15 protein-coding genes and 1 riboswitch are annotated in these 19037 nt (G+C 69.6%); of the genes, 7 read left to right on the forward strand and 8 right to left on the reverse strand.

Annotated elements, in window-relative coordinates:
- Positions 1–160: 160 nt before the first annotated feature.
- From ACZ7M2_RS43440 to ACZ7M2_RS43450, 3 genes are all read right to left on the reverse strand, one after another.
- The gene (locus ACZ7M2_RS43440; RefSeq protein ID WP_471600005.1) at positions 161–925 is read right to left on the reverse strand and encodes a M23 family metallopeptidase; all 765 of its coding nucleotides are present in this window, start codon (positions 923–925) and stop codon (positions 161–163) included.
- A gap of 12 nt (positions 926–937) precedes the next feature.
- A riboswitch (cyclic di-AMP (ydaO/yuaA leader) is annotated at positions 938–1097 on the reverse strand.
- A gap of 293 nt (positions 1098–1390) precedes the next feature.
- Positions 1391–2779 carry a M16 family metallopeptidase gene (locus tag ACZ7M2_RS43445; protein WP_471600006.1) on the reverse strand — a complete coding sequence of 463 codons (1389 nt, stop codon included), beginning with the start codon at positions 2777–2779 and terminating at the stop codon, positions 1391–1393.
- Positions 2776–4116, reverse strand: coding sequence for a M16 family metallopeptidase (locus ACZ7M2_RS43450; protein ID WP_403699793.1), 1341 nt, complete (start codon positions 4114–4116; stop codon positions 2776–2778). The genes ACZ7M2_RS43445 and ACZ7M2_RS43450 overlap by 4 nt, the downstream gene beginning before the upstream one ends.
- Positions 4117–4395: 279 nt before the next feature.
- Here ACZ7M2_RS43450 and ACZ7M2_RS43455 point away from each other — a divergent pair, with 279 nt between their 5' ends.
- Complete coding sequence (locus ACZ7M2_RS43455) at positions 4396–6855, forward strand: DNA gyrase/topoisomerase IV subunit A (RefSeq protein WP_471600007.1); 2460 nt, start codon at positions 4396–4398, stop codon at positions 6853–6855.
- Between the two features lies 1 nt (position 6856).
- On the opposite strand, the gene ACZ7M2_RS43460 is transcribed toward ACZ7M2_RS43455, so the two are convergent.
- Positions 6857–8095, reverse strand: a complete 1239-nt coding sequence (locus ACZ7M2_RS43460; RefSeq protein WP_471600008.1) for a CobW family GTP-binding protein — start codon at positions 8093–8095, stop codon at positions 6857–6859.
- A gap of 353 nt (positions 8096–8448) precedes the next feature.
- Between ACZ7M2_RS43460 and ACZ7M2_RS43465 the strand changes: the two genes are divergently transcribed.
- Together ACZ7M2_RS43465 and ACZ7M2_RS43470 are read left to right on the forward strand one after the other, a co-directional pair.
- Positions 8449–8955 (forward strand): DUF6082 family protein, encoded by a 507-nt coding sequence (locus tag ACZ7M2_RS43465; RefSeq protein WP_471600009.1) that lies wholly within the window; start codon positions 8449–8451, stop codon positions 8953–8955.
- A 362-nt stretch (positions 8956–9317) separates the two neighbouring features.
- A complete protein-coding gene (locus tag ACZ7M2_RS43470) occupies positions 9318–9554 on the forward strand; it encodes a hypothetical protein (protein ID WP_054229908.1) in 237 nt (78 codons plus the stop codon).
- A gap of 166 nt (positions 9555–9720) precedes the next feature.
- On the opposite strand, the gene ACZ7M2_RS43475 is transcribed toward ACZ7M2_RS43470, so the two are convergent.
- A complete protein-coding gene (locus tag ACZ7M2_RS43475) occupies positions 9721–10911 on the reverse strand; it encodes a citrate synthase/methylcitrate synthase (RefSeq protein WP_471600010.1) in 1191 nt (396 codons plus the stop codon).
- A 98-nt stretch (positions 10912–11009) separates the two neighbouring features.
- Between ACZ7M2_RS43475 and ACZ7M2_RS43480 the strand changes: the two genes are divergently transcribed.
- The 4 genes from ACZ7M2_RS43480 (at position 11010) to ACZ7M2_RS43495 (ending at position 15963) form a co-directional block, all read left to right on the forward strand.
- Positions 11010–12305, forward strand: coding sequence for a citrate synthase (locus tag ACZ7M2_RS43480; RefSeq protein ID WP_471600011.1), 1296 nt, complete (start codon positions 11010–11012; stop codon positions 12303–12305).
- Between the two features lie 99 nt (positions 12306–12404).
- Positions 12405–13349, forward strand: coding sequence for a sucrase ferredoxin (locus tag ACZ7M2_RS43485; protein ID WP_471600012.1), 945 nt, complete (start codon positions 12405–12407; stop codon positions 13347–13349).
- 119 nt (positions 13350–13468) lie between these two features.
- On the forward strand, positions 13469–15286 hold the full coding sequence (locus ACZ7M2_RS43490) for an ATP-binding protein (RefSeq protein WP_471600013.1): 1818 nt from the start codon (positions 13469–13471) through the stop codon (positions 15284–15286).
- Positions 15283–15963 (forward strand): response regulator, encoded by a 681-nt coding sequence (locus ACZ7M2_RS43495; RefSeq protein WP_352051123.1) that lies wholly within the window; start codon positions 15283–15285, stop codon positions 15961–15963. Before ACZ7M2_RS43490 ends, ACZ7M2_RS43495 begins: the two co-directional genes overlap by 4 nt.
- Positions 15964–16113: 150 nt before the next feature.
- Here ACZ7M2_RS43495 and ACZ7M2_RS43500 read toward each other — a convergent pair whose 3' ends face one another.
- The 3 genes from ACZ7M2_RS43500 to ACZ7M2_RS43510 all read right to left on the reverse strand — a co-directional run bounded on the left by ACZ7M2_RS43500 (position 16114) and on the right by ACZ7M2_RS43510 (position 19014).
- Entirely contained in the window at positions 16114–17178 is a 1065-nt protein-coding gene (locus ACZ7M2_RS43500) for an ABC transporter substrate-binding protein (RefSeq protein ID WP_352051122.1), read from the reverse strand.
- Positions 17179–17333: 155 nt separating this feature from the next.
- Positions 17334–18209 carry an ABC transporter permease gene (locus ACZ7M2_RS43505; RefSeq protein ID WP_471600014.1) on the reverse strand — a complete coding sequence of 292 codons (876 nt, stop codon included), beginning with the start codon at positions 18207–18209 and terminating at the stop codon, positions 17334–17336.
- Complete coding sequence (locus ACZ7M2_RS43510; protein WP_266430202.1) at positions 18199–19014, reverse strand: ABC transporter ATP-binding protein; 816 nt, start codon at positions 19012–19014, stop codon at positions 18199–18201. Before ACZ7M2_RS43510 ends, ACZ7M2_RS43505 begins: the two co-directional genes overlap by 11 nt.
- Between the last annotated feature and the right edge of the window lie 23 nt (positions 19015–19037).

The following is a 19037-nucleotide window of genomic DNA, read 5'->3' on the forward strand; positions in this document are numbered from 1 at the left end:
AGCGACTCTATTGCAGAGAACCGGAATTTCCGATGGCAGGCCGGAATCCATGGATATTTTTTGGACAGACAGCCGTTCGAAACGACGAAGCCCCGGCTGGGGGGAGCCGGGGCTTCGGAAGTGTTGACGCCGGTCGTCGGACGTTCGGGGTGTGCGAGCGTCAGACGTTCACGCCGTGCGAGCGGAGATAGGCGACCGGGTCCATGTCGGAGCCGTACTCCGCCGTCGTGCGGGCCTCGAAGTGGAGGTGCGGCCCGGTGGTGTTCCCGGTGGAGCCGGAGAGACCGATCTGCTGGCCCGGGGTGACCGTCTGCCCCACGGAGACACCGATGGACGACAGGTGGCCGTACATCGTGTAGGTGCCGTCGTGCATCTTCAGGACGATCTGGTTGCCGTACGCGCCGCCCCAGCCCGCCGTGACGACCGTGCCGGAGCCGACCGCGTGGACCGAGGTCCCGGAGGCGGCGTGGAAGTCGACGCCCGTGTGGCTGCCGGAGGACCAGAGGCTGCCACCGGTCTTGTAGCCGGTGGAGATGTACGAGCCGGTGATCGGCAGGACGAAGGTGTTGAGGCGCTTGCGCTCGGCGGCGCGGGCGGCGCGCTCCTTGGCCTCGCGCTCCTTCTTCGCCTCCTCGGCGGCCTTCTTGCGCGCGGCTTCTTCGGCCTTCTTGCGCGCGACGGCCTCGTCGGCGGCACGCTGCTGTGCGGCGGCCTGCGCGTCGATCTGGGCGGCGACGTTGTCGCCGAGGGTGACCGCCTGGGTCAGCCCGGTCTGCTCGACGGAGGCGTCCGCGGCGACTGCCGGGGCGGCCAGGGTTCCGATGACACCGGTGGTGGTGAGCGCGGCAACGCCGACGGCGTTCTTGGTGGAGCGCTTCACGCGGCTCGGACGACGGTGTTTCCCGGGGCCACAGGTGAACGCCATGTAGGGGCTGATCCTTTCCTTCCCTCTCGCCTACCGGGTTAGCTGACGGGTTCGGAGCAGGAAGGTCTCCTACGGACCCCTCCAGGGAGGGCGTCCGATTCACCCCAGGGACTACGTGTGGGTCCCCGGCTCCCCTGGCTCGCGCCGTACGGGGACTCGGCGATGACTGTCCGGTGCCGCGGGCGCGGCGCACTGCCTGACGAACAGCCGCACCGACGCTAGACGGGGCGTCTTTCAATCAACAAACGGATCACGGGTTTTGTAGTGCATGCCACAGGGCAGACGGGCAACCTCCCTACCAATACGGACATCTTGGGGACGAAGTCCGAGCGAGAACCCGAGCGGAAATCCGATCAAAAAGGGGCCCGGGCGACTCTTCAGTCACCCGGGCCCTACGGAGTCACGCTCTTCCGCTCCGCGTGCGGTTCGGCCTACCGCCGGCTGAGCGGCTGCTCCGCTGAACCTCTACTCCGCCGAAACGACGGTCACTTCACCGATTCCGAGGGCCTTGACGGGCTCCTGGATCTGCGCGGCGTCGCCGACGAGGACGGTCACCAGACGGTCCACCGGGAAGGCGCTCACGGCGGCCGCGGTGGCCTCCACGGTGCCGGTCGCGGCGAGCTGCTGGTACAGCGTCGCCTGGTAGTCGTCCGGCAGGTACTGCTCGACCTGGTCCGCGAGCGTGCCCGCGACGGCCGCCGCGGTCTCGAACTTGAGGGGCGCCACCCCCACCAGGTTCTGTACGGCGATGTCGCGCTCGGCGTCCGTCAGGCCCTCCGCGGCGAGGGTGCGCAGCACCTTCCAGAGGTCGTCGAGCGCCGGGCCGGTGTTCGGGGTGTCCACGGAGCCGCTGATGGCGAGCATCGCGATACCGGTTCCGTCCGGCGCGGCGCGCAGGACCTGGCCGAACGCCCGCACACCGTAGGTGTAGCCCTTTTCCTCGCGCAGGACGCGGTCCAGGCGCGAGGTGAGGGTGCCGCCGAGGCAGTACGTGCCGAGCACCTGGGCGGGCCACACACGGTCGTGCCGGTCGGCGCCGACACGGCCGATGAGCAGCTGCGTCTGGACCGCGCCGGGGCGGTCCACGATGATCACACGGCCGGTGTCGTCGGCGGCCACCGACGGCACGGGGCGCGGCTCGGCGGACGAACCAGTCCAGTCGCCGAGCGTCTCGGCGAGCAGCGCGTCGAGGTCGACGCCGGTCAGGTCGCCGACGATCACGGCGGCCGACGTGGCGGGACGTACGTGCTTGTCGAAGAAGGCGCGTACGGCCGCCGAGTCGATCTTCTGGACGGTCTCCTCTGTGCCCTGGCGCGGGCGCGACATGCGCGAGGTCGCCGGGAACAGCTCCTTGGAGAGCTCCTTGGCGGCACGCCGGGCCGGGTTGGCCGTCTCGTGCGGGATCTCGTCGAGCCGGTTGCGCACCAGCCGCTCGACCTCGCTGTCCGCGAACGCCGGTGCCCTCAGGGCGTCGGCGAGCAGCCCGAGCGTCTTGGGCAGGCGCGAGACGGGCACTTCGAGCGACAGCCGTACGCCGGGGTGGTCGGCGTGCGCGTCGAGGGTGGCGCCGCAGCGCTCCAGCTCGGCGGCGAACTCCTCGGCGGAGAGCTTGTCGGTGCCCTCGGAGAAGGCGCGCGCCATGATCGTGGCGACGCCGTCGAGGCCCGCGGGCTCGGCCTCCAGCGGCGCGGCGAGCAGCACCTCGACGGCGACGACCTGCTGGCCGGGGCGGTGGCAGCGCAGCACGGTCAGGCCGTTGTCCAGCGTGCCGCGCTCGGGCGCCGGGAAGGCCCAGGGCTTGGGCTGGCCCGCCTGGGGCTGCGGGTGGAAGTCCATGGTGGCGAGCTCGCTCACTTCGCCGCCTCCTCGTCCTCTTCGGTGGTGTCGGCAGCGACCGGCTCGTACACGAGCACCGCGCGGTTGTCGGGTCGCAGGCGGGCCTTCGCGACCTCCTTGACCTCCTCGGCCGTGATGTCCAGGACGCGCTGTACGGCCGTCAGGGCGAGCTGCGGGTCGCCGAACAGGACGGCGTACCGGCACAGTTCGTCGGCGCGGCCGGCGACCGTGCCGAGCCGGTCCAGCCACTCGCGCTCCAACTGGGCCTGGGCGCGCTCCATCTCCTCGTCCGTGGGGCCCTCCTCGGCGAACCGGGCGAGCTCAGCGTCGACGGCGGACTCGATCACCGGGACCTCGACGTCACCGGACGTCTTCACGTCCAGCCAGCCCAGGGAGGGCGCTCCGGCGAGCCGCAGCAGGCCGAACCCGGCCGCGACGGCGGTGCGGTCGCGGCGTACGAGCCGGTTGTAGAGCCGGGACGACTCGCCGCCGCCGAGGATGGTGAGCGCCACGTCGGCCGCGTCGGCCGCGCGCGTGCCGTCCTCCGGAAGCCGGTAGGCGGCCATCAGGGCGCGCGCCGGGACCTCCTCCTCGACGACCTCGCGCAGCTGCTCGCCGATGACCTCGGGCAGCGAGCCGTCGCGCGGGGCGGGCTTGCCGTCGTGCCCGGGGATGGAGCCGAAGTACTTCTCGATCCAGGCGAGCGTCTGCCGCGGGTCGATGTCCCCGACCACGGAGAGCACCGCGTTGTTCGGCGCGTAGTAGGTGCGGAAGAAGGCGCGGGCGTCCTCCAGGGTCGCCGCGTCCAGGTCCGCCATGGACCCGATCGGGGTGTGGTGGTACGGGTGGCCCTCGGGGTAGGCGAGCGCGGTCAGCTTCTCGAAGGCGGTGCCGTAGGGCACGTTGTCGTAGCGCTGGCGGCGCTCGTTCTTGACGACGTCCCGCTGGTTCTCCATGGACTCGTCGTCGAGTGCGGCCAGCAGCGAGCCCATGCGGTCGGCCTCCAGCCAGAGGGCGAGCTCCAGCTGGTGGGCGGGCATCGTCTCGAAGTAGTTGGTGCGCTCGAAGCTGGTCGTTCCGTTCAGGGAGCCGCCCGCGCCCTGCACCAGTTCGAAGTGGCCGTTGCCCTTCACCTGGCCGGAGCCCTGGAACATCAGGTGCTCGAAAAGGTGAGCAAGGCCGGTACGGCCCTTGACCTCGTGCCGTGAGCCGACGTCGTACCAGAGGCACACCGCCGCGACCGGGGTCAGATGGTCCTCGGAGAGCACCACGCGCAGGCCGTTGGCCAGGCGGTGCTCGGTCGCTGTCAGGCCGCCGGAGCCTGCTTCAGCTGTGGCCGTGTGACCCATGGGCATGTACGTCCCTTCGATCGCGGAAACTGCAGAATTCCTGCCGGTCCTGCCACTGTATGCAAGCGCGCCGACAGGTGGCGAAGTTCCCGCACCTCGTACGCCGAGAGCGAGAATTCCTGAGGTGGGAGGCCGGACTTCCGTGCACCGCGAGCGAGCGGAACGGGGCTCCGTGGAGCCTCTATGGACGGGTCGCGGTCGGCGTTGTCAGTGCGGCGGTCCACAATGGTGCGCGTCAGAACCCGTTCATGCCCCGGCAGAGACTGTGAAGGAGCCGCAGCAGCGATGGCCCGCCGCAGCACGAAGACCCCGCCGCCCGACGACTCGTACGAGGAGAAGATCCTCGACATCGACGTCGTGGACGAGATGCAGGGCTCCTTCCTCGAATACGCGTACTCGGTCATCTATTCGCGAGCCCTGCCGGACGCCCGTGACGGCCTCAAGCCCGTGCACCGCCGCATCGTGTACCAGATGAACGAGATGGGGCTGCGCCCCGACCGCGGCTATGTGAAGTGCGCCCGCGTCGTCGGCGAGGTCATGGGTAAGCTCCATCCGCACGGCGACGCGTCGATCTACGACGCACTCGTGCGCCTGGCCCAGCCGTTCTCCATGCGCCTGCCGCTGGTCGACGGCCACGGCAACTTCGGTTCGCTCGGCAACGACGACCCGCCGGCCGCCATGCGTTACACCGAGTGCCGGATGGCCGACGCCACGTCACTGATGACCGAGTCCATCGACGAGGACACGGTCGATTTCACGCCGAACTACGACGGCCAGGAGCAGGAGCCCGACGTCCTCCCGGCGGCGTACCCGAACCTGCTGGTCAACGGCTCGTCCGGGATCGCCGTCGGTATGGCGACGAACATGCCGCCGCACAACCTCGGCGAGGTCATCGCGGCCGCCCGCCACCTGATCCGCTATCCGGGCGCCGACCTGGACACGCTGATGAAGTACGTGCCGGGCCCCGACCTGCCGACGGGCGGCCGTATCGTCGGCCTGACCGGCATCAGGGACGCGTACGAGTCGGGCCGCGGCACCTTCAAGATCCGCGCCACGGTGTCGGTGGAGGACGTCACGGCGCGCCGCAAGGGCCTCGTCGTCACCGAACTGCCCTTCACCGTCGGCCCGGAGAAGGTGATCAGCAAGATCAAGGACCTGGTCAACGCCAAGAAGCTCCAGGGCATCGCCGACGTCAAAGACCTCACCGACCGCTCGCACGGACTGCGACTGGTCATCGAGATCAAGAACGGCTTCGTACCGGAAGCGGTCCTGGAGCAGCTCTACAAGCTGACGCCGATGGAGGAGTCCTTCGGCATCAACAACGTGGCGTTGGTGGACGGTCAGCCGCTCACCCTGGGCCTCAAGGAGCTCCTCGAGGTCTATCTCGACCACCGCTTCAACGTCGTGCGCCGCCGCAGTGAGTTCCGCCGCGGCAAGAAGCGCGACCGGCTCCACCTGGTCGAGGGCCTTCTCGTCGCCCTCCTGGACATCGACGAGGTCATCCGCCTCATCCGCTCCAGCGACAACTCGGCGCAGGCGAAGGAGCGCCTGATCGAGCACTTCTCCCTCTCCGAGATCCAGACGCAGTACATCCTGGACACGCCGCTGCGCCGCCTGACCAGGTTCGACCGCATCGAGCTGGAGTCGGAGCGCGACCGGCTCAACGGCGAGATCGACGAGCTGACCGGCATCCTCGACTCGGACGCCGAGCTGCGCAAGCTGGTCTCCGGAGAACTGGCCGCGGTCGCCAAGAAGTTCGGCACCGACCGGCGCACGGTGCTTCTGGAGTCCGCGGGCACCCCCGCCGCGACGGTCTCGCTCCAGGTGGCCGACGACCCGTGCCGGGTGCTGCTGTCCTCGACGGGTCTGCTGGCCCGTACGGCCAACGGCGGCCCCTTCGGGGAGGCCGAGGACGCCAAGCGCACCAAGCACGACCTGATCGTCTCGGCGGTGCCGGCGACGGCCCGCGGCGAGATCGGGGCGGTCACGTCCTCGGGCCGCCTGCTCCGGCTGAACGTGATCGACCTGCCGCAGCTGCCGGAGACGGCGTCGGCACCCAACCTCTCCGGAGGCGCGCCGATCGCGGAGTTCCTGTCCTCCCTGGAGCCGGACGAGACAGTGGTCTGTCTGACGACGCTCGACGAGTCCTCGCCCGGCCTGGCGATCGGCACCGAACAGGGCGTCGTGAAGCGTGTGGTCCCCGACTACCCCTCGAACAAGGAGGAGTTGGAGGTCATCACCCTCAAGGACGGCGACCGGATCGTCGGCGCGGTCGAACTGCGCACCGGCGAGGAGGACCTGGTCTTCATCACCGACGACGCCCAGCTGCTGCGCTACCAGGCTTCGCAGGTCCGCCCGCAGGGCCGGGCGGCGGGCGGCATGTCGGGCATCAAGCTCACCGAGGGCGCGAAGGTGATCTCCTTCACCGCGGTCGACCCGGCGGTGGACGCGGTGGTCTTCACGGTGGCGGGCTCGCGCGGCACGCTGGACGACTCCGTCCAGACCACGGCCAAGTTGACGCCCTTCGACCAGTACCCGCGCAAGGGCCGCGCCACGGGCGGCGTGCGCTGCCAGCGGTTCCTGAAGGGCGAGGACTGCCTCTCGCTGGCCTGGGCGGGCGCGGTTCCGGCACGGGCCGCGCAGAAGAACGGCACACCGGCCGAGCTGCCGGAGATCGACCCGCGCCGTGACGGCTCGGGAGTGTCGCTGGCGAAGACGGTGTCGGTGGTGGCGGGCCCGGTGTAGATCAACCGGCCTCTTCGAGACCGCCGGGCTCCTCGTCCTGTACGTGGCTGTCCTGTACGTAGCTGTCCTGTACGTGCCGGTCCTGCACGTAACGGAGGACGCCCCACATGCTGTGTTCGTCGGCGTGTGGGGCGTCCTTTTCGCACGCCTCCAACTCCTTGGTGAGAGCCGAGGTGTCGATGCCGGAGCCGATCAGCACGAGCTGGGTGAGGCGCGGCTCGGCAGAAGCCCAGGGCTCCGGGTAGAAGCGCAGAAACCGTCCGACGGCATGCACGGCGTACCGGTTGTCCCGGTCCTGGGCGCCGAAATCGACGTAGCCCTTGATGCGGTAGAGCCCCTCGGGCCTGCTGTCGAGGAAGTCCATCAACTCCCGTGGACCGAGCGGCACTTCGGAGCTGAAGGAGAGGGATTCGTAGGCGGAGTGCAGGTGGTCGTGGTGCCCCTGGGAACCGCTCTCGTCGTGCCGGTGGAGGTCGTCGAATGACAGCTGCCCGATGCGCTCCTCGCTCGGCCTGCAGTCGAAGAGGAACTCGGGATCGACGCGGCCGTAGGTGGCGGGCACGACGGCGGCCCGGTCGACAAGCCCGCGTACGGTGCGCAGCACGCGCTCGCCGTCCTCGGCTCGGTCGGTCTTGTTGACGACGACGAGGTCGGCGAGGGCGAGATGCCGGTCGATCTCGGGATGCTTCTCGCGCGTACCGTCGAACTCGGCCGCGTCGACCACCTCGACGAGCCCGCCGTAGACGATCCGCGGATGCTCACTGGCCAGCACCATCCGCACGAGCTCCTGGGGCTCGGCGAGGCCGCTCGCCTCGATGACGATGACGTCGATACCGGCCGAGGGCCGGGTCAGCCGCTCGAGATACTCGTCGAGCTCACTGGCGTCGACAGCGCAGCACAGGCATCCGTTCCCCAGCGAGACGGTGGAGTCCCCCAGTGCCCCGGCCACGGCCATCGCATCGATCTCGATCGCCCCGAAGTCGTTGACGACGGCGCCGATGCGGCTCCCTCCGCTGCGGTGCAGGAGGTGGTTGAGCAGGGTGGTCTTGCCTGAGCCGAGGAAGCCGGCGAGGACGAGGACCGGGATCTGCCGGGCGGAAGTTCCGTCGACGTGGACCTGGTCACCGGCGGTCTGGTCGATGGGGACCTGATCGATGGGGACCTGACCTGAGGTCTGGTCGATCAGGGCCTGCCCTGAGGCCTGATCGACCGGGACCTGCTGCGTGCTGGGCTGGCTCAACGGGCGACCTCTTTCACACCGACGCGTGCTCCGGCTCATGAACCGGCTCTAGGACGAGGACGGCTCGTAGACCGGCGCTCGTACGGGGAATGGCTGCCGACCAAGGATACGAGCGGGAGGAATCCCGGCGAAGTGAACGATTGTTAGCGGCGCTCGCGGGGCACACGTTGGACATGGCGCCGGGAAATGCGACCCGCACTTCCCTCCGTGCGCCTCCTCTCCGCCTCCCCGCCGATCAGAGCCGCTCGGCAAAACTGGGAGACGGCAAGCGCGCCGCCCACCGCTCGCCGGTCCGCTCCCTGTCGCCCCACAACCGACGACCGGCGGAACGGTCGCCTGATTCGGGGGTTGACATGGCCACACAGAATTCCGCGATACGGAGGCTTGGCTCAGGTGCCTGGGCCAAGCTCGGCCTCGCAGCCAACGCCGTCGCGGAACGCAGCTCACGGCAGCGCAGGCGCGCCGTGCTCACCGAGCAGCACCGGCTCCATTTCGATCTGTTGTGCAAGGCCATGGACGATCCCGCCCTCGCCGCGGTCCTGAACACGTACGAGACGGAGATCAGCTCGGAGGAGCAGCGGCAGTACCTCTTCGCCAACGCGCTCTACATCAACGCCCTGTATTTCCACCGGATCGGGGCTCTGACGCGTGCGGAGCTGCATGGCCACTTCCGCATCATGTGCCAGAACCAGATCTTCCGGGCGTACTGGGTGGCGACGGAGCACCACCGCAAGAGCCTGCCCGACTCCTCCAAAGAGGCCGAACTGGGCCGGATGATGGAGAGCCTGATCCAGGATCAGACTGATTCCGACACCGACGAATGGTGGGTTGTGGGGGAGCCGGACGAAGAAACGCAGTGACTTTCTCGCGGCTTCCCTGCGGACTCCTCGCGCCGGACGGTACCCGCGTACGCGGGGTACACCCCTCGCACGCGGGGCGCGCGCCGTCGGCGGCCCCGATGCGTACGTATCACCCTAATGCCACTTTTCGTCAAGGGGGGATGCCGAACTTCACTCGACTGCTTGTTGTTGCTTTGCGCACCATGGGCAACAGAAGCCGCTAAATTGTCGCCTGGCCAGATTTCCGGCCACTCCGACGAACACCCCTGCGCTCGGAGACACCTTGCCTCCGACGAACATCTCCGCTCGGAGCCAGCCACGCTCCGAGGACCCCACAGCTCGGAGACACCCATCAGTCCGAGCCATAAGGTTGGTACCACTCCGTGAAAATCGTGCGACGTGTCGGGGCTACACCACGCGAGCGCGGCAGCGCCACTGGCCAGTCGTGCCCCGACATCTTCGAGCTCAGTGACGGCAGCTTCGCTGTCATCGGGCGCGAGGCCACCAAGGAACTCGACCCCGAGCTTCCGCCCGACGCCGCACGAGCCGACTATGAGCGGATCGTCATCATCACGCGCGAGACCCTGCTCCGCGCGAAGAAGGACATCCCTGATGCTTGACGTCACCGCCGCCGGGAACTGTTCCAGGAATTGATCCAGGCACGGCTCCAGGAACCGGCCACGGGCAACTGAAGGTCGGAGTTCCGCCCGGTACCCCTTGGGCCACGACGTCCAGGCCCGGCATCGACATGATGCCGGGCCCTTCATGTGTCACGGCACTGGATCGTCAGCCGGCCACCGGTTCAGCCACCGGCACCGCCACCGGCGGAACCGGCCCCACATACCGTGCCGCCGGACGGATGATCTTCGAGTCCTCCGCCTGTTCCAGGATGTTGGCGCTCCAGCCGACGACGCGGGCCGCGGCGAAGGTGGGGGTGAACATCTCCCGTGGGAGACCGCACAGTTCCATGACCACGCCCGCGTAGAACTCCACGTTGGTGTGGAGTTCGCGGCCGGGCTTCAGCTCGGCCAGGATCGCCTCCACCCGGTGTTCGACCTCGACGGCGAAATCGACCAGAGAACCGCCGAACTGCTGGGCGATACCGCGGAGCATGCGGGAGCGCGGGTCCTCGGTGCGGTACACCGCGTGTCCGAAGCCCATGATGCGATCGCCCGCGAGGACTCGTTCACGGATCCAGGAGTCGATGCGGTCGGAGGTACCGATCGCGTCGAGGGTGTCCAGGGCCCGGCTCGGCGCACCGCCGTGCAGCGGGCCCGAAAGCGCCCCGACCGCGCCGACCAGGCACGCGGCCACATCCGCCCCCGTCGACGTGATCACCCGCGCGGTGAAGGTTGACGCATTGAATCCGTGATCAATGGTTGATATCAAGTACTGCTCGACCGCCCGAGCCCGCGCCGGGTCCGGCTCCGAGCCCGTCAGCATGTAGAGGTAGTTCGCTGCATACGACAGGTCGTCACGCGGTTCCACCGGCTCCAGTCCCCGCCCGAGCCGATACAGCGCGGTGAGCAGCGTCGGCACGGCCGCGCACGCCGCGAGCGTGTCCGCGCGACGCCCGTCGACGTCGATGTCGTACACGGGCCGGAACCCCAACGACGCGCCGAGCAGCGACAACGCGGTCCGCAGTCCCGCGAGCGGTCCGGACGCTCCGGTCGCCGCGGCGATCGCCGGCAGCGCCGCGCGCACCTCGGCCGGCAGCCCACGCAGTGCCGCGGTCCGCGCGGCGAAGGCGGCACCGCGCGCCGCGTCCGGCAGTTCACCGTGGACCAGTAGATGCCAGACGTCCTCGAACCCACGGGTCTGCGCGAGTTCGACGGCCGAGTACTGGCGGTAGTGGTAGAAGCCCTCCCGCCCCCTGACATCACCCAGTGCGGTGTCGGTGACGACGACGCCCGAGAGTCCTCTCGGTACGTCGACAGGGGTGATGGACGGTGCGGTCGCGGCCCGGTTGATCGGCATACTTTCCTCCCTGAACTTGATTCGACTGTCCATGCTTGACTACATCCGTGTCAATATTGATTGAATCAATATGCCGATACACGGATACGGTGGCGTCCATGAGGGATCAAGAACCGGCAGGGTCGACGCATGAAGGACACGAAGGACCTGGAGGCCGCGGAGGCCACGAAGGCCGGCGGCTCAGCACCAGGGAGACCGCCGAGCTGCTCGGCGTGAAGCCCGAGACCGTGTACGCGTATGTGAGCCGCGGTCAGCTCAGCAGCCGACGCGACCCCGGAGGTCGCGGCAGCACCTTCGACGCCAGGGAGGTGGAAGCGCTCGCCCGGCGCAACAGGCGGGATTCCAGTGGGAGTTCGAGCACCGGCGGCGAGCTGTCCGTCCGCACCCGCATCACTCTCATCGGCAAGGACCGGTACTACTACCGAGGCGTCGACGCGACCGAGCTGGCCGCGCGTCACTCCTACGAAGAGATCGCCCAATGGCTGTGGACCGGAGAGCTGCGCCCCGGGGTCACGTTCACCGCCCCGGAGGCGTCCGTCACTGCCGCCCGCCGCGCCGTGGACGCGCTGCCCGAGCACAGCGGCCCCACGGACCGGCTCCGGGTCGCCGCGATCGCCGCCTCGGCCGCCGATCCACTGCGCTTCGACCTCTCGCAGAGCGCCGTCCTCGGCACCGCGCGCACCCTCATCCCCACCCTCGTCGCCGCCCTCCCGCCCCTGCGTCACGACCACCGCGACGAAGGCCCGCTGGCCCACCGGCTGTGGGGACGCCTCACCGGCCGGACTCCCGACGAGGCGTCACTTCGCGTGCTGGACACGGCACTCGGCCTGCTCGTCGACCACGACCTGGCCGCCTCGACGCTCGCGGTGCGGGTCGCCGCCTCGGCACGGGCTCACCCGTACGCCGCCGTCTCGGCGGGCCTCGGCGTGCTCGAAGGCCCCCTGCACGGCGCGGCCAGCGGCCTCGCCCACCGGCTGCTCCTCGACGTCCTCGACCAGGGCACCGCGGCCCCCGTGGTCGCCGACGAGCTGCGCGCCGGGCGCCGTGTCCCCGGGCTCGGCCACCGGCTCTACCCCGGCGAGGACCCACGCGCACGTGCCCTGTTCGCCCTCCTGGAGGAGGTCCCGGGCGCGGCGCCCGCCCTGGCGGCGGCCCAGGACATCGTGACCACCACCGCCCGGCACACTCCCCTGCACGCCAATGTCGACCTGGCGCTGGCCGTCCTCACGGTCTCCTCCGGCATGTCCGCCTCCGCCGGGGAGACGGTTTTCGCCGTCGCCCGAACAGCGGGATGGATCGCCCACACCCTGGAGGAGTACGAGGAACGCCCGCTGCGCATGCGCCCGAGCGGCCACTACGTAGGAGCGCGACCGCCGCAACCACTCCCCAAGTGAGCCCCGGAGCGCCCCACAGCGCTCCGAATGCGCCTAAAGTGCGCCCCCGTACACACGGTCGGAAGTCACCCTGGGCGAAGTCAGGTTAGGCTCACCTCTGTGAGTACGTGCACGACCGCGTCCCGGGACCTCGACGAGCCCCTCGCGGGGACCGCGGCGACCGCGAGGACATGGCTGCTCCTCGAACAGCCGGGCCCCTGGGGTGCCAAGGCGCTCACGTCGAGCCACCTGGACCCGGCGCTCGGCCGAGCGCTCGAAACCGCGGCCCAGGACACCGGGGTGCGGATCGCGCTCATCCGCCGGCCCGGGCGGCACGCCGACTGCGGTACGCCCGCCGAGCGCCAGGTGTACGCGGCTCACACCACCCCGGGCAACGTATGGCTGCACGGCGCCACGACATGCGCTCCCGAGCGGTTGCTCGACCTGGACTTCACCGCGCTCGGCAAGGGAGACCCGCGCACCTTCGACGCGGCTCTCCAGGGTCGGCGCCACACGGGCGACCCGCTCGCGCTCGTCTGCACCAACGGCAAGCGCGACCGCTGCTGCGCGCTCCTGGGCCGCCCCCTCGCGGCGGAACTCGCCGCCTCGGGCGTGGCGGGCGCGTGGGAGGTCACCCACCTCGGCGGTCACCGCTTCTCGCCCACCCTGCTCGTCCTGCCGTACGGATACGCCTACGGGCGGGCCGAGGCCCACGCGGTCAAGGAGATCCTCCAGGGCGTGCGGGAGGGCCGCGTCGTCACGGAGGGCTGCCGGGGCAACTCGGCGTGGGAGCGACCCGGGCAGGCGGCGGAGCTGGCCGTACGCAGGGCCTGCGGAGAACACGCCGCGGAAGCCCTCGGCGTCGTCCGCACGGAGGGCGCGGCGCCGCGCTGGGAGGTGACCGTCGCCCACACCGACGGGCGCCTGTGGCGTGTCATCGTCGCGCAGGGCGCCTCACTGCCGCCCCGCCCGGAGAGCTGCGGCTCGGTGCTGGGATCCCCGGCCCGGATGGACGTGGTAGCCGTACGGGAGATGCCCCGGGCCACGATCCCCGTAGCCTGCTGACCAGGACTCCTGAGCAGGCCGGCCCGTACCCGCCGACCACAGCTTCCCCACACGGCGCTCGAGAGATCCACGCCACACTCCCTTCGGCCCGGCGCGCGCTCCCCCGTACCGTCATGGGTATGAGCCCCACTCCCCCCGCACGACGACTGCGCCTCGGTCTGCCGCGGCGGGCGTTCTCTCAGGTGCTGCTGATGCAGGTGGCGATAGCCGCCGGTGTTGCCGTGCTCGTGACGGGGCTGTTCCTCGCCCCGCTCAGCGCCCAGCTCGACAACGAGGCCATGCGCCGGGCGCTCGCGATCGCGCAGACCACGGCGGCCCAGCCGCAGATCGCCAGGGACCTGCAGACGACCCTGCCGTCCGTGAAGGGTCCCGTGCAGGTCGCCGCGGAACGGATCCGCAAGGCCAGCGGGGCCGAGTACGTCGTGGTGATGAACACGCACGGAGTGCGCTGGTCGCACAAGGACACCTCGCAGATCGGCGGGGTCGTCTCGACCGACCCCAGCCAGGCCCTGGCCGGCAAGGACGTCATGGAGATCGACAGCGGCACGCTGGGGCGCTCGGCCCGCGGCAAGGTACCGCTGCGCGACGCCGACGGGCACATCATCGGCGCGGTCTCGGTGGGCATCGAGTACGACAGTGTGCGCGCCCGGCTGATCCACGCGATCCCGGGACTCCTCGCGTATGCGGGCGGGGCTCTGGCCGTCGGCGCGTTCGCCGCGTATCTGCTCTCCCGACGGGTCCAGCGGCAGACGCGTGACCTGGCCTTCTCCGACATCTCAGCGTTGCTCGCGGAGCGCGAGGCGATGCTGCACGGTATCCGGGAGGGCGTCATCGCTCTGGACCGTGTCGGCCGCGTACGGCTCCTCAACGACGAGGCGCAGCGCCTGCTCGGGCTCGACGCGGAGGCCATCGGGCAGCCGCTCGACGACGTGCTCGGGCCGGGCCGCACGACCGATGTGCTGGCCGGACGGGTCACGGGCACGGATCTGCTGACGGTGCGCGGTCAGCGCGTCCTGGTCGCCAACCGCATGCCGACCGACGACGGCGGCGCCGTGGCCACCCTGCGCGACCGCACGGAACTGGAGCAGCTGGGACGTGAACTCGACTCGACCCACGGGCTGATCGATGCCCTGCGCGCGCAGGACCACGAGCACGCCAACCGGATGCACACGGTCCTGGGGCTGCTGGAGCTGGAGATGTACGACGACGCCGTGGAGTTCGTCGGCGAGGTGGTCGGCGACCACAGGGTCACCGCAGAACAGGTCACCGAAAAGATCCACGATCCGTTGCTGGCCGCCCTGCTGGTCGGCAAGGCCACGGTGGCGGCCGAGCGCGGGGTGGCTCTCTGGGTCGCGGACGGGACCCAGCTGCCCGACCGGCTGGTCGACCCGCGGGGGCTGGTCACCGTCGTGGGCAATCTGGTCGACAACGCACTCGACGCCGTCGCGGGCACCCCGCACGCGCGCGTGGAGGTCGAATTGCGCGCCGAGGGACGCACGGCCGTGCTGCGCGTACGGGACACCGGGCCCGGAATTCCGGCGGAGCGGCGGGAGCTGATCTTCACGGAAGGGTGGTCCACGAAGAAGCCACCCGCGCACGGCAAACGCGGACTCGGGCTGTCCCTGGTGCGCCGGCTCGCCGAGCGCCAAGGAGGCAGCGCGGAGGCGGCGGAGGCCGACGGAGGGGGCGCGGAGTTCACGGTCGTACTGCCGGAAGCGCTCGCGGAGGCCGGTCTCGGGCCGGCGGAAGGCCTGGTGCCGGCTGCAGGCCTGATGCCGGCTGAAACCCTGGTGCCGACTGCAGGCCTCGTGGCGGTCCCGGAGGGCGAACCCGGCCGCGGGCCCGCACCGGAACTCGTACGACAGCCGGACACGTTCTCCCAGGACACCACCGGCGCCACCGCCGCCACCACGACCGCCGAGGAGGAGTCGCGATGATCGAGGTCCTGGTCGTGGACGACGACACACGGGTCGCGCGGGTCAACGCCGCGTACGTCGACAAGGTGCCCGGCTTCCATGTCGCCGGCGAGGCGCACAGCGCCGCCGAGGCGCTGCACGGGATAGAGACGCTGCCCCACCTGGACCTGGTCCTGATGGACCACTACCTGCCGGACGAGACGGGCCTCGCGGTCGTCCAGGAGATGCGGCGGCGCGGCCACCAGACCGACGTCATCATGGTGACCGCGGCCCGCGACATCTCGACCGTCCAGGCGGCCATGCGGCAGGGCGCCCTGCAATACCTGGTCAAACCGTTTGCGTTCGCGGGCCTGCGCGCCAAGCTGGAGGCGTACGCGGGTCTGCGCCGCACGCTCGACGGCGGCGGGGAGGCCGAACAGGCCCAGGTGGACCGGATTTTCGGCGCCCTGTCGGCGAGTGCGGAGCCGGACCTGCCCAAAGGGCACTCCCCCACGACCGCGGAGCTCGTCCGGCGGGCCCTGGTGACCGCCGAGGGGCCGCTGTCGGCCCAGGAGATCGCCGAGGAGACCGGACTGAGCCGACAGACCGCCCAGCGCTATCTGAAGCTCCTGGAGCGCACGGGACGGGCCAGGCTGACCCTCAAATACGGCGACGCGGGCCGCCCGGAGCATCGCTACGTCTGGGCGACCCGCGCCTGAGGGCACGGCCGAAGAGAAGGAGATCCCGAAGGCGGGGCCACGGGGCGGGGTAAGAGGCCCTGCCCCGCACCGGGCCCGCGGCGGCCTTCGCTTCTCCGCCCGCGGCAGCCCTCATTTCTCCGCCTGCGTGGCCCTCGGTGGCCTTCTTCCTCAGCCGGTGACGGCCTTCTTCACGAACTCCGTGGTGTACGTCTTACTCAGGTCCACCTTGGCGTTCTTGATGTTGGGGTTGAACGCCTTGAGCACCTTCTCGACGGTCTCGGGGCCGTCCACGGGCATCACGCCGTCCTTGGTGAACATCGGCAGCGTGCTCTGGATGGCGGTCGCGTAGAGCGTCTTGTTGCCCTGGGAATAGTCGGCGGGCATCTTGGCGGCGATCTCGGAGGCACTGTGCGTGGACATCCACTTGAGGGTCTTCACGAAGGCGTTGGCCAGCTTCTGGACCGTCTCCTTGTGGCCGTTCACCCAGTCCGTCTGCATGTAGAGGCTGGACGAGGGATACGGTCCGCCGAGCGCCTCCTGTGAACCACTCGGCGTGCGCATGTCGATGAGCACCTTGCCGAGGCCCTTCTGCAGGACCGTGGCGACAGTCGGGTCCGTCGTCATGCCGCCGTCGATGGCCCCCTTCTGGAGCGCCGAGACGAAGGTCGGACCCGCGCCGACGGCGACCGGCGCGAACTCGCTGACCTTCACACCGTTCTTGACCGCGAGGTACTTGGTGAGGAAGTCGGTGGAGGAACCGAGCCCGGTGACGCCGAGCTTCTTGCCCTTGAAGTCCTTGGGCGAGGTGATGTCGTCCGCTCGCTTGTTGGAGACGATCTCCACCTCACCGGGCGCGTGCGAGAACTGCACGACGGACTCCACGGCCTTGCCCTTGGTCTGCAGGTCGAGCGTGTGGTCGTAGAAGCCGACGGCTCCCTGAACCTGTCCGGACACGAGTGCGGTCTCCGCCTGCACACCAGCCGGCTCACTGAGGAGTTCGACATTCAAACCCTCGTCGTTGAAGTAGCCGAGCCGCTGCGTGAGCATCGCGGGCATGTAGATGACCTTGTCCAGGCCACCGACCATGATCTTGACGTGCTCCCCCTTGCCGCCGCCCCCGTTGCTGCCGGAGTCGGCGGTGGTGGAGGCCGCGTCGTTGGCGCAGGCGGTGAGCGAGGAGAGGGCGAGCAGACCGGCGGCTGCCAGCGCGGAGTATCTGGCGGTCTTGCGCATGATGGGTCACGTCCTTGTGAGAGGGCAGTGCGGGAAAAGGGGTGCCCTGGGGAGCGTTGAGCGGAAAGGGAGCACCGTGGAAAGCGTTGAAAGGAAGTCGGGCGTCTTGGAGCGCCCTGAGCAGAAAACGGGCCCCCTTGGGGGGTCTCTGCCGATCAGCTCTCGGAGTCCGACGGCTTCCAGCGGAAGATGCGGCGCTCGGCGAAGGTGAGCAGTCCTTCGGCCAGCAGGGCGACGACGGCAAGGATGACCATCGCGGCGTACACACCGGCCGCGTTGAAGGTGCCCTGGGACTGGGCGACGAGCAGGCCGATGCCCTTGGTGGCGCCGATGTACTCGCCGACGATCGCGCCGATGAGGGCGAAGCCGAAGCTGACGTGGAGGCTGGTGAAGATCCACGAGGTGGCGGAGGGGATGACGATCTGAAGCGTCACCCGGCGGTCGCTCGCCCCCAGGATCCGGGCGTTGGCGACGAGGTTGCGGTCGACCTCGCGGGCACCCTGGAACGCGTTGAAGAAGACCGGGAAGAAGACCAGGACCACGGCCGAGGCGACCTTGGAGGCCGGCCCGAGCCCGAACCAGATCACGAAGATCGGCGCGAGGACGATCCTGGGTATGGAGTTGAGCACCTTGATGTATGGACCAAGGACATCGGCGAGGAAGGCGATGCGTCCCAGCGCGATACCGAAGACGACACCGGCCACGACTCCGATGACCCAGCCGAGCAGTGCCTCTTGGAGCGTGTACCAGACCTGCTCGCCGAGTGAGCCGAGCGCCGTCCCATGGGTCACCCAGGTGTAGACCTGGTCCCAGATCTTCGACGGCATGGAGAAGTTGAACGGGTCGATGATCTTGGCACGCGCGAACACCTCCCACAGGCCGAGCACGGCGACCAGAAGCACCGCACGGGCGGCGGCGACGATCATCCTGCGTCTGCGGGCGGCACGAGCACGGGAGTGGGCGCGCCCCGACTTGGCGGGCTCGGTGGCCGTCGCCGCGACGACGGTCTCGGGCATGACGTCAGGCGACATTCGCGGCGCCCCTCTCTCGAGTGATGCGGACCTCTTCACCGAGGGACTCCCAGATCTCACGGTAGATCTCGATGAACCGCGGCTCCAGGCGCACCGATTCGACCTTGCGCGGCCTCGGCAGATCAATGTCGAAGACCTGCTTCACGGTGGCGGGGCCCGCGGTCATCACGACGACCTTGTCGGCGAGCGCGATGGACTCCTCCAGGTCGTGGGTGACGAAGACGACCGAGGCGCCCGTGCCCTCCCACAGCTCCAGCAGCTCGTCCGACATCAGGGCCCTGGTCTGCACGTCGAGCGCCGAGAACGGCTCGTCCATCAGCAGGATCTCGGGGTCGTTGACGAAGGTCGCGGCGAGGGCGACGCGCTTGCGCTGACCGCCGGAGAGCTGGTGGGGATAACGGTCCTCGAAGGCCGACAGTCCGACCCTGGCCAGCCATTCACGGGCCCGCTGCTTGGCCTCCGCCTTCGGAACACCGCGAAAACGCGGACCCGCCATGACATTGGACAGGACCGTCCGCCAGGGGAAGGTGGCGTCCTGCTGGAAGACGAAGCCGACCTTGTCGCCGACGCCCGCGACCGGCTCACCGGCCACCAGGACCTCGCCCTCAGTGGGCTCCTCCAGACCGCTCACCAGGGTCAAGGTCGTGGACTTCCCGCAGCCGGTGGGGCCGACGACAGCCACGAACTCGCCACGGCCGATGGTCAGATCGAGCTCCCTGACCGCCGTGTGCAGACCCCCTGACGGGGTCTTGAAGATCTTGCTCGCGCCCCGCAGCTCAATGGCGGGGCTGGTGTCTGCGCTCATGGCCCGGGACCGTAGATGTGGCG

It is taken from the genome of Streptomyces sp. NPDC111507 (genome assembly GCF_055638955.1).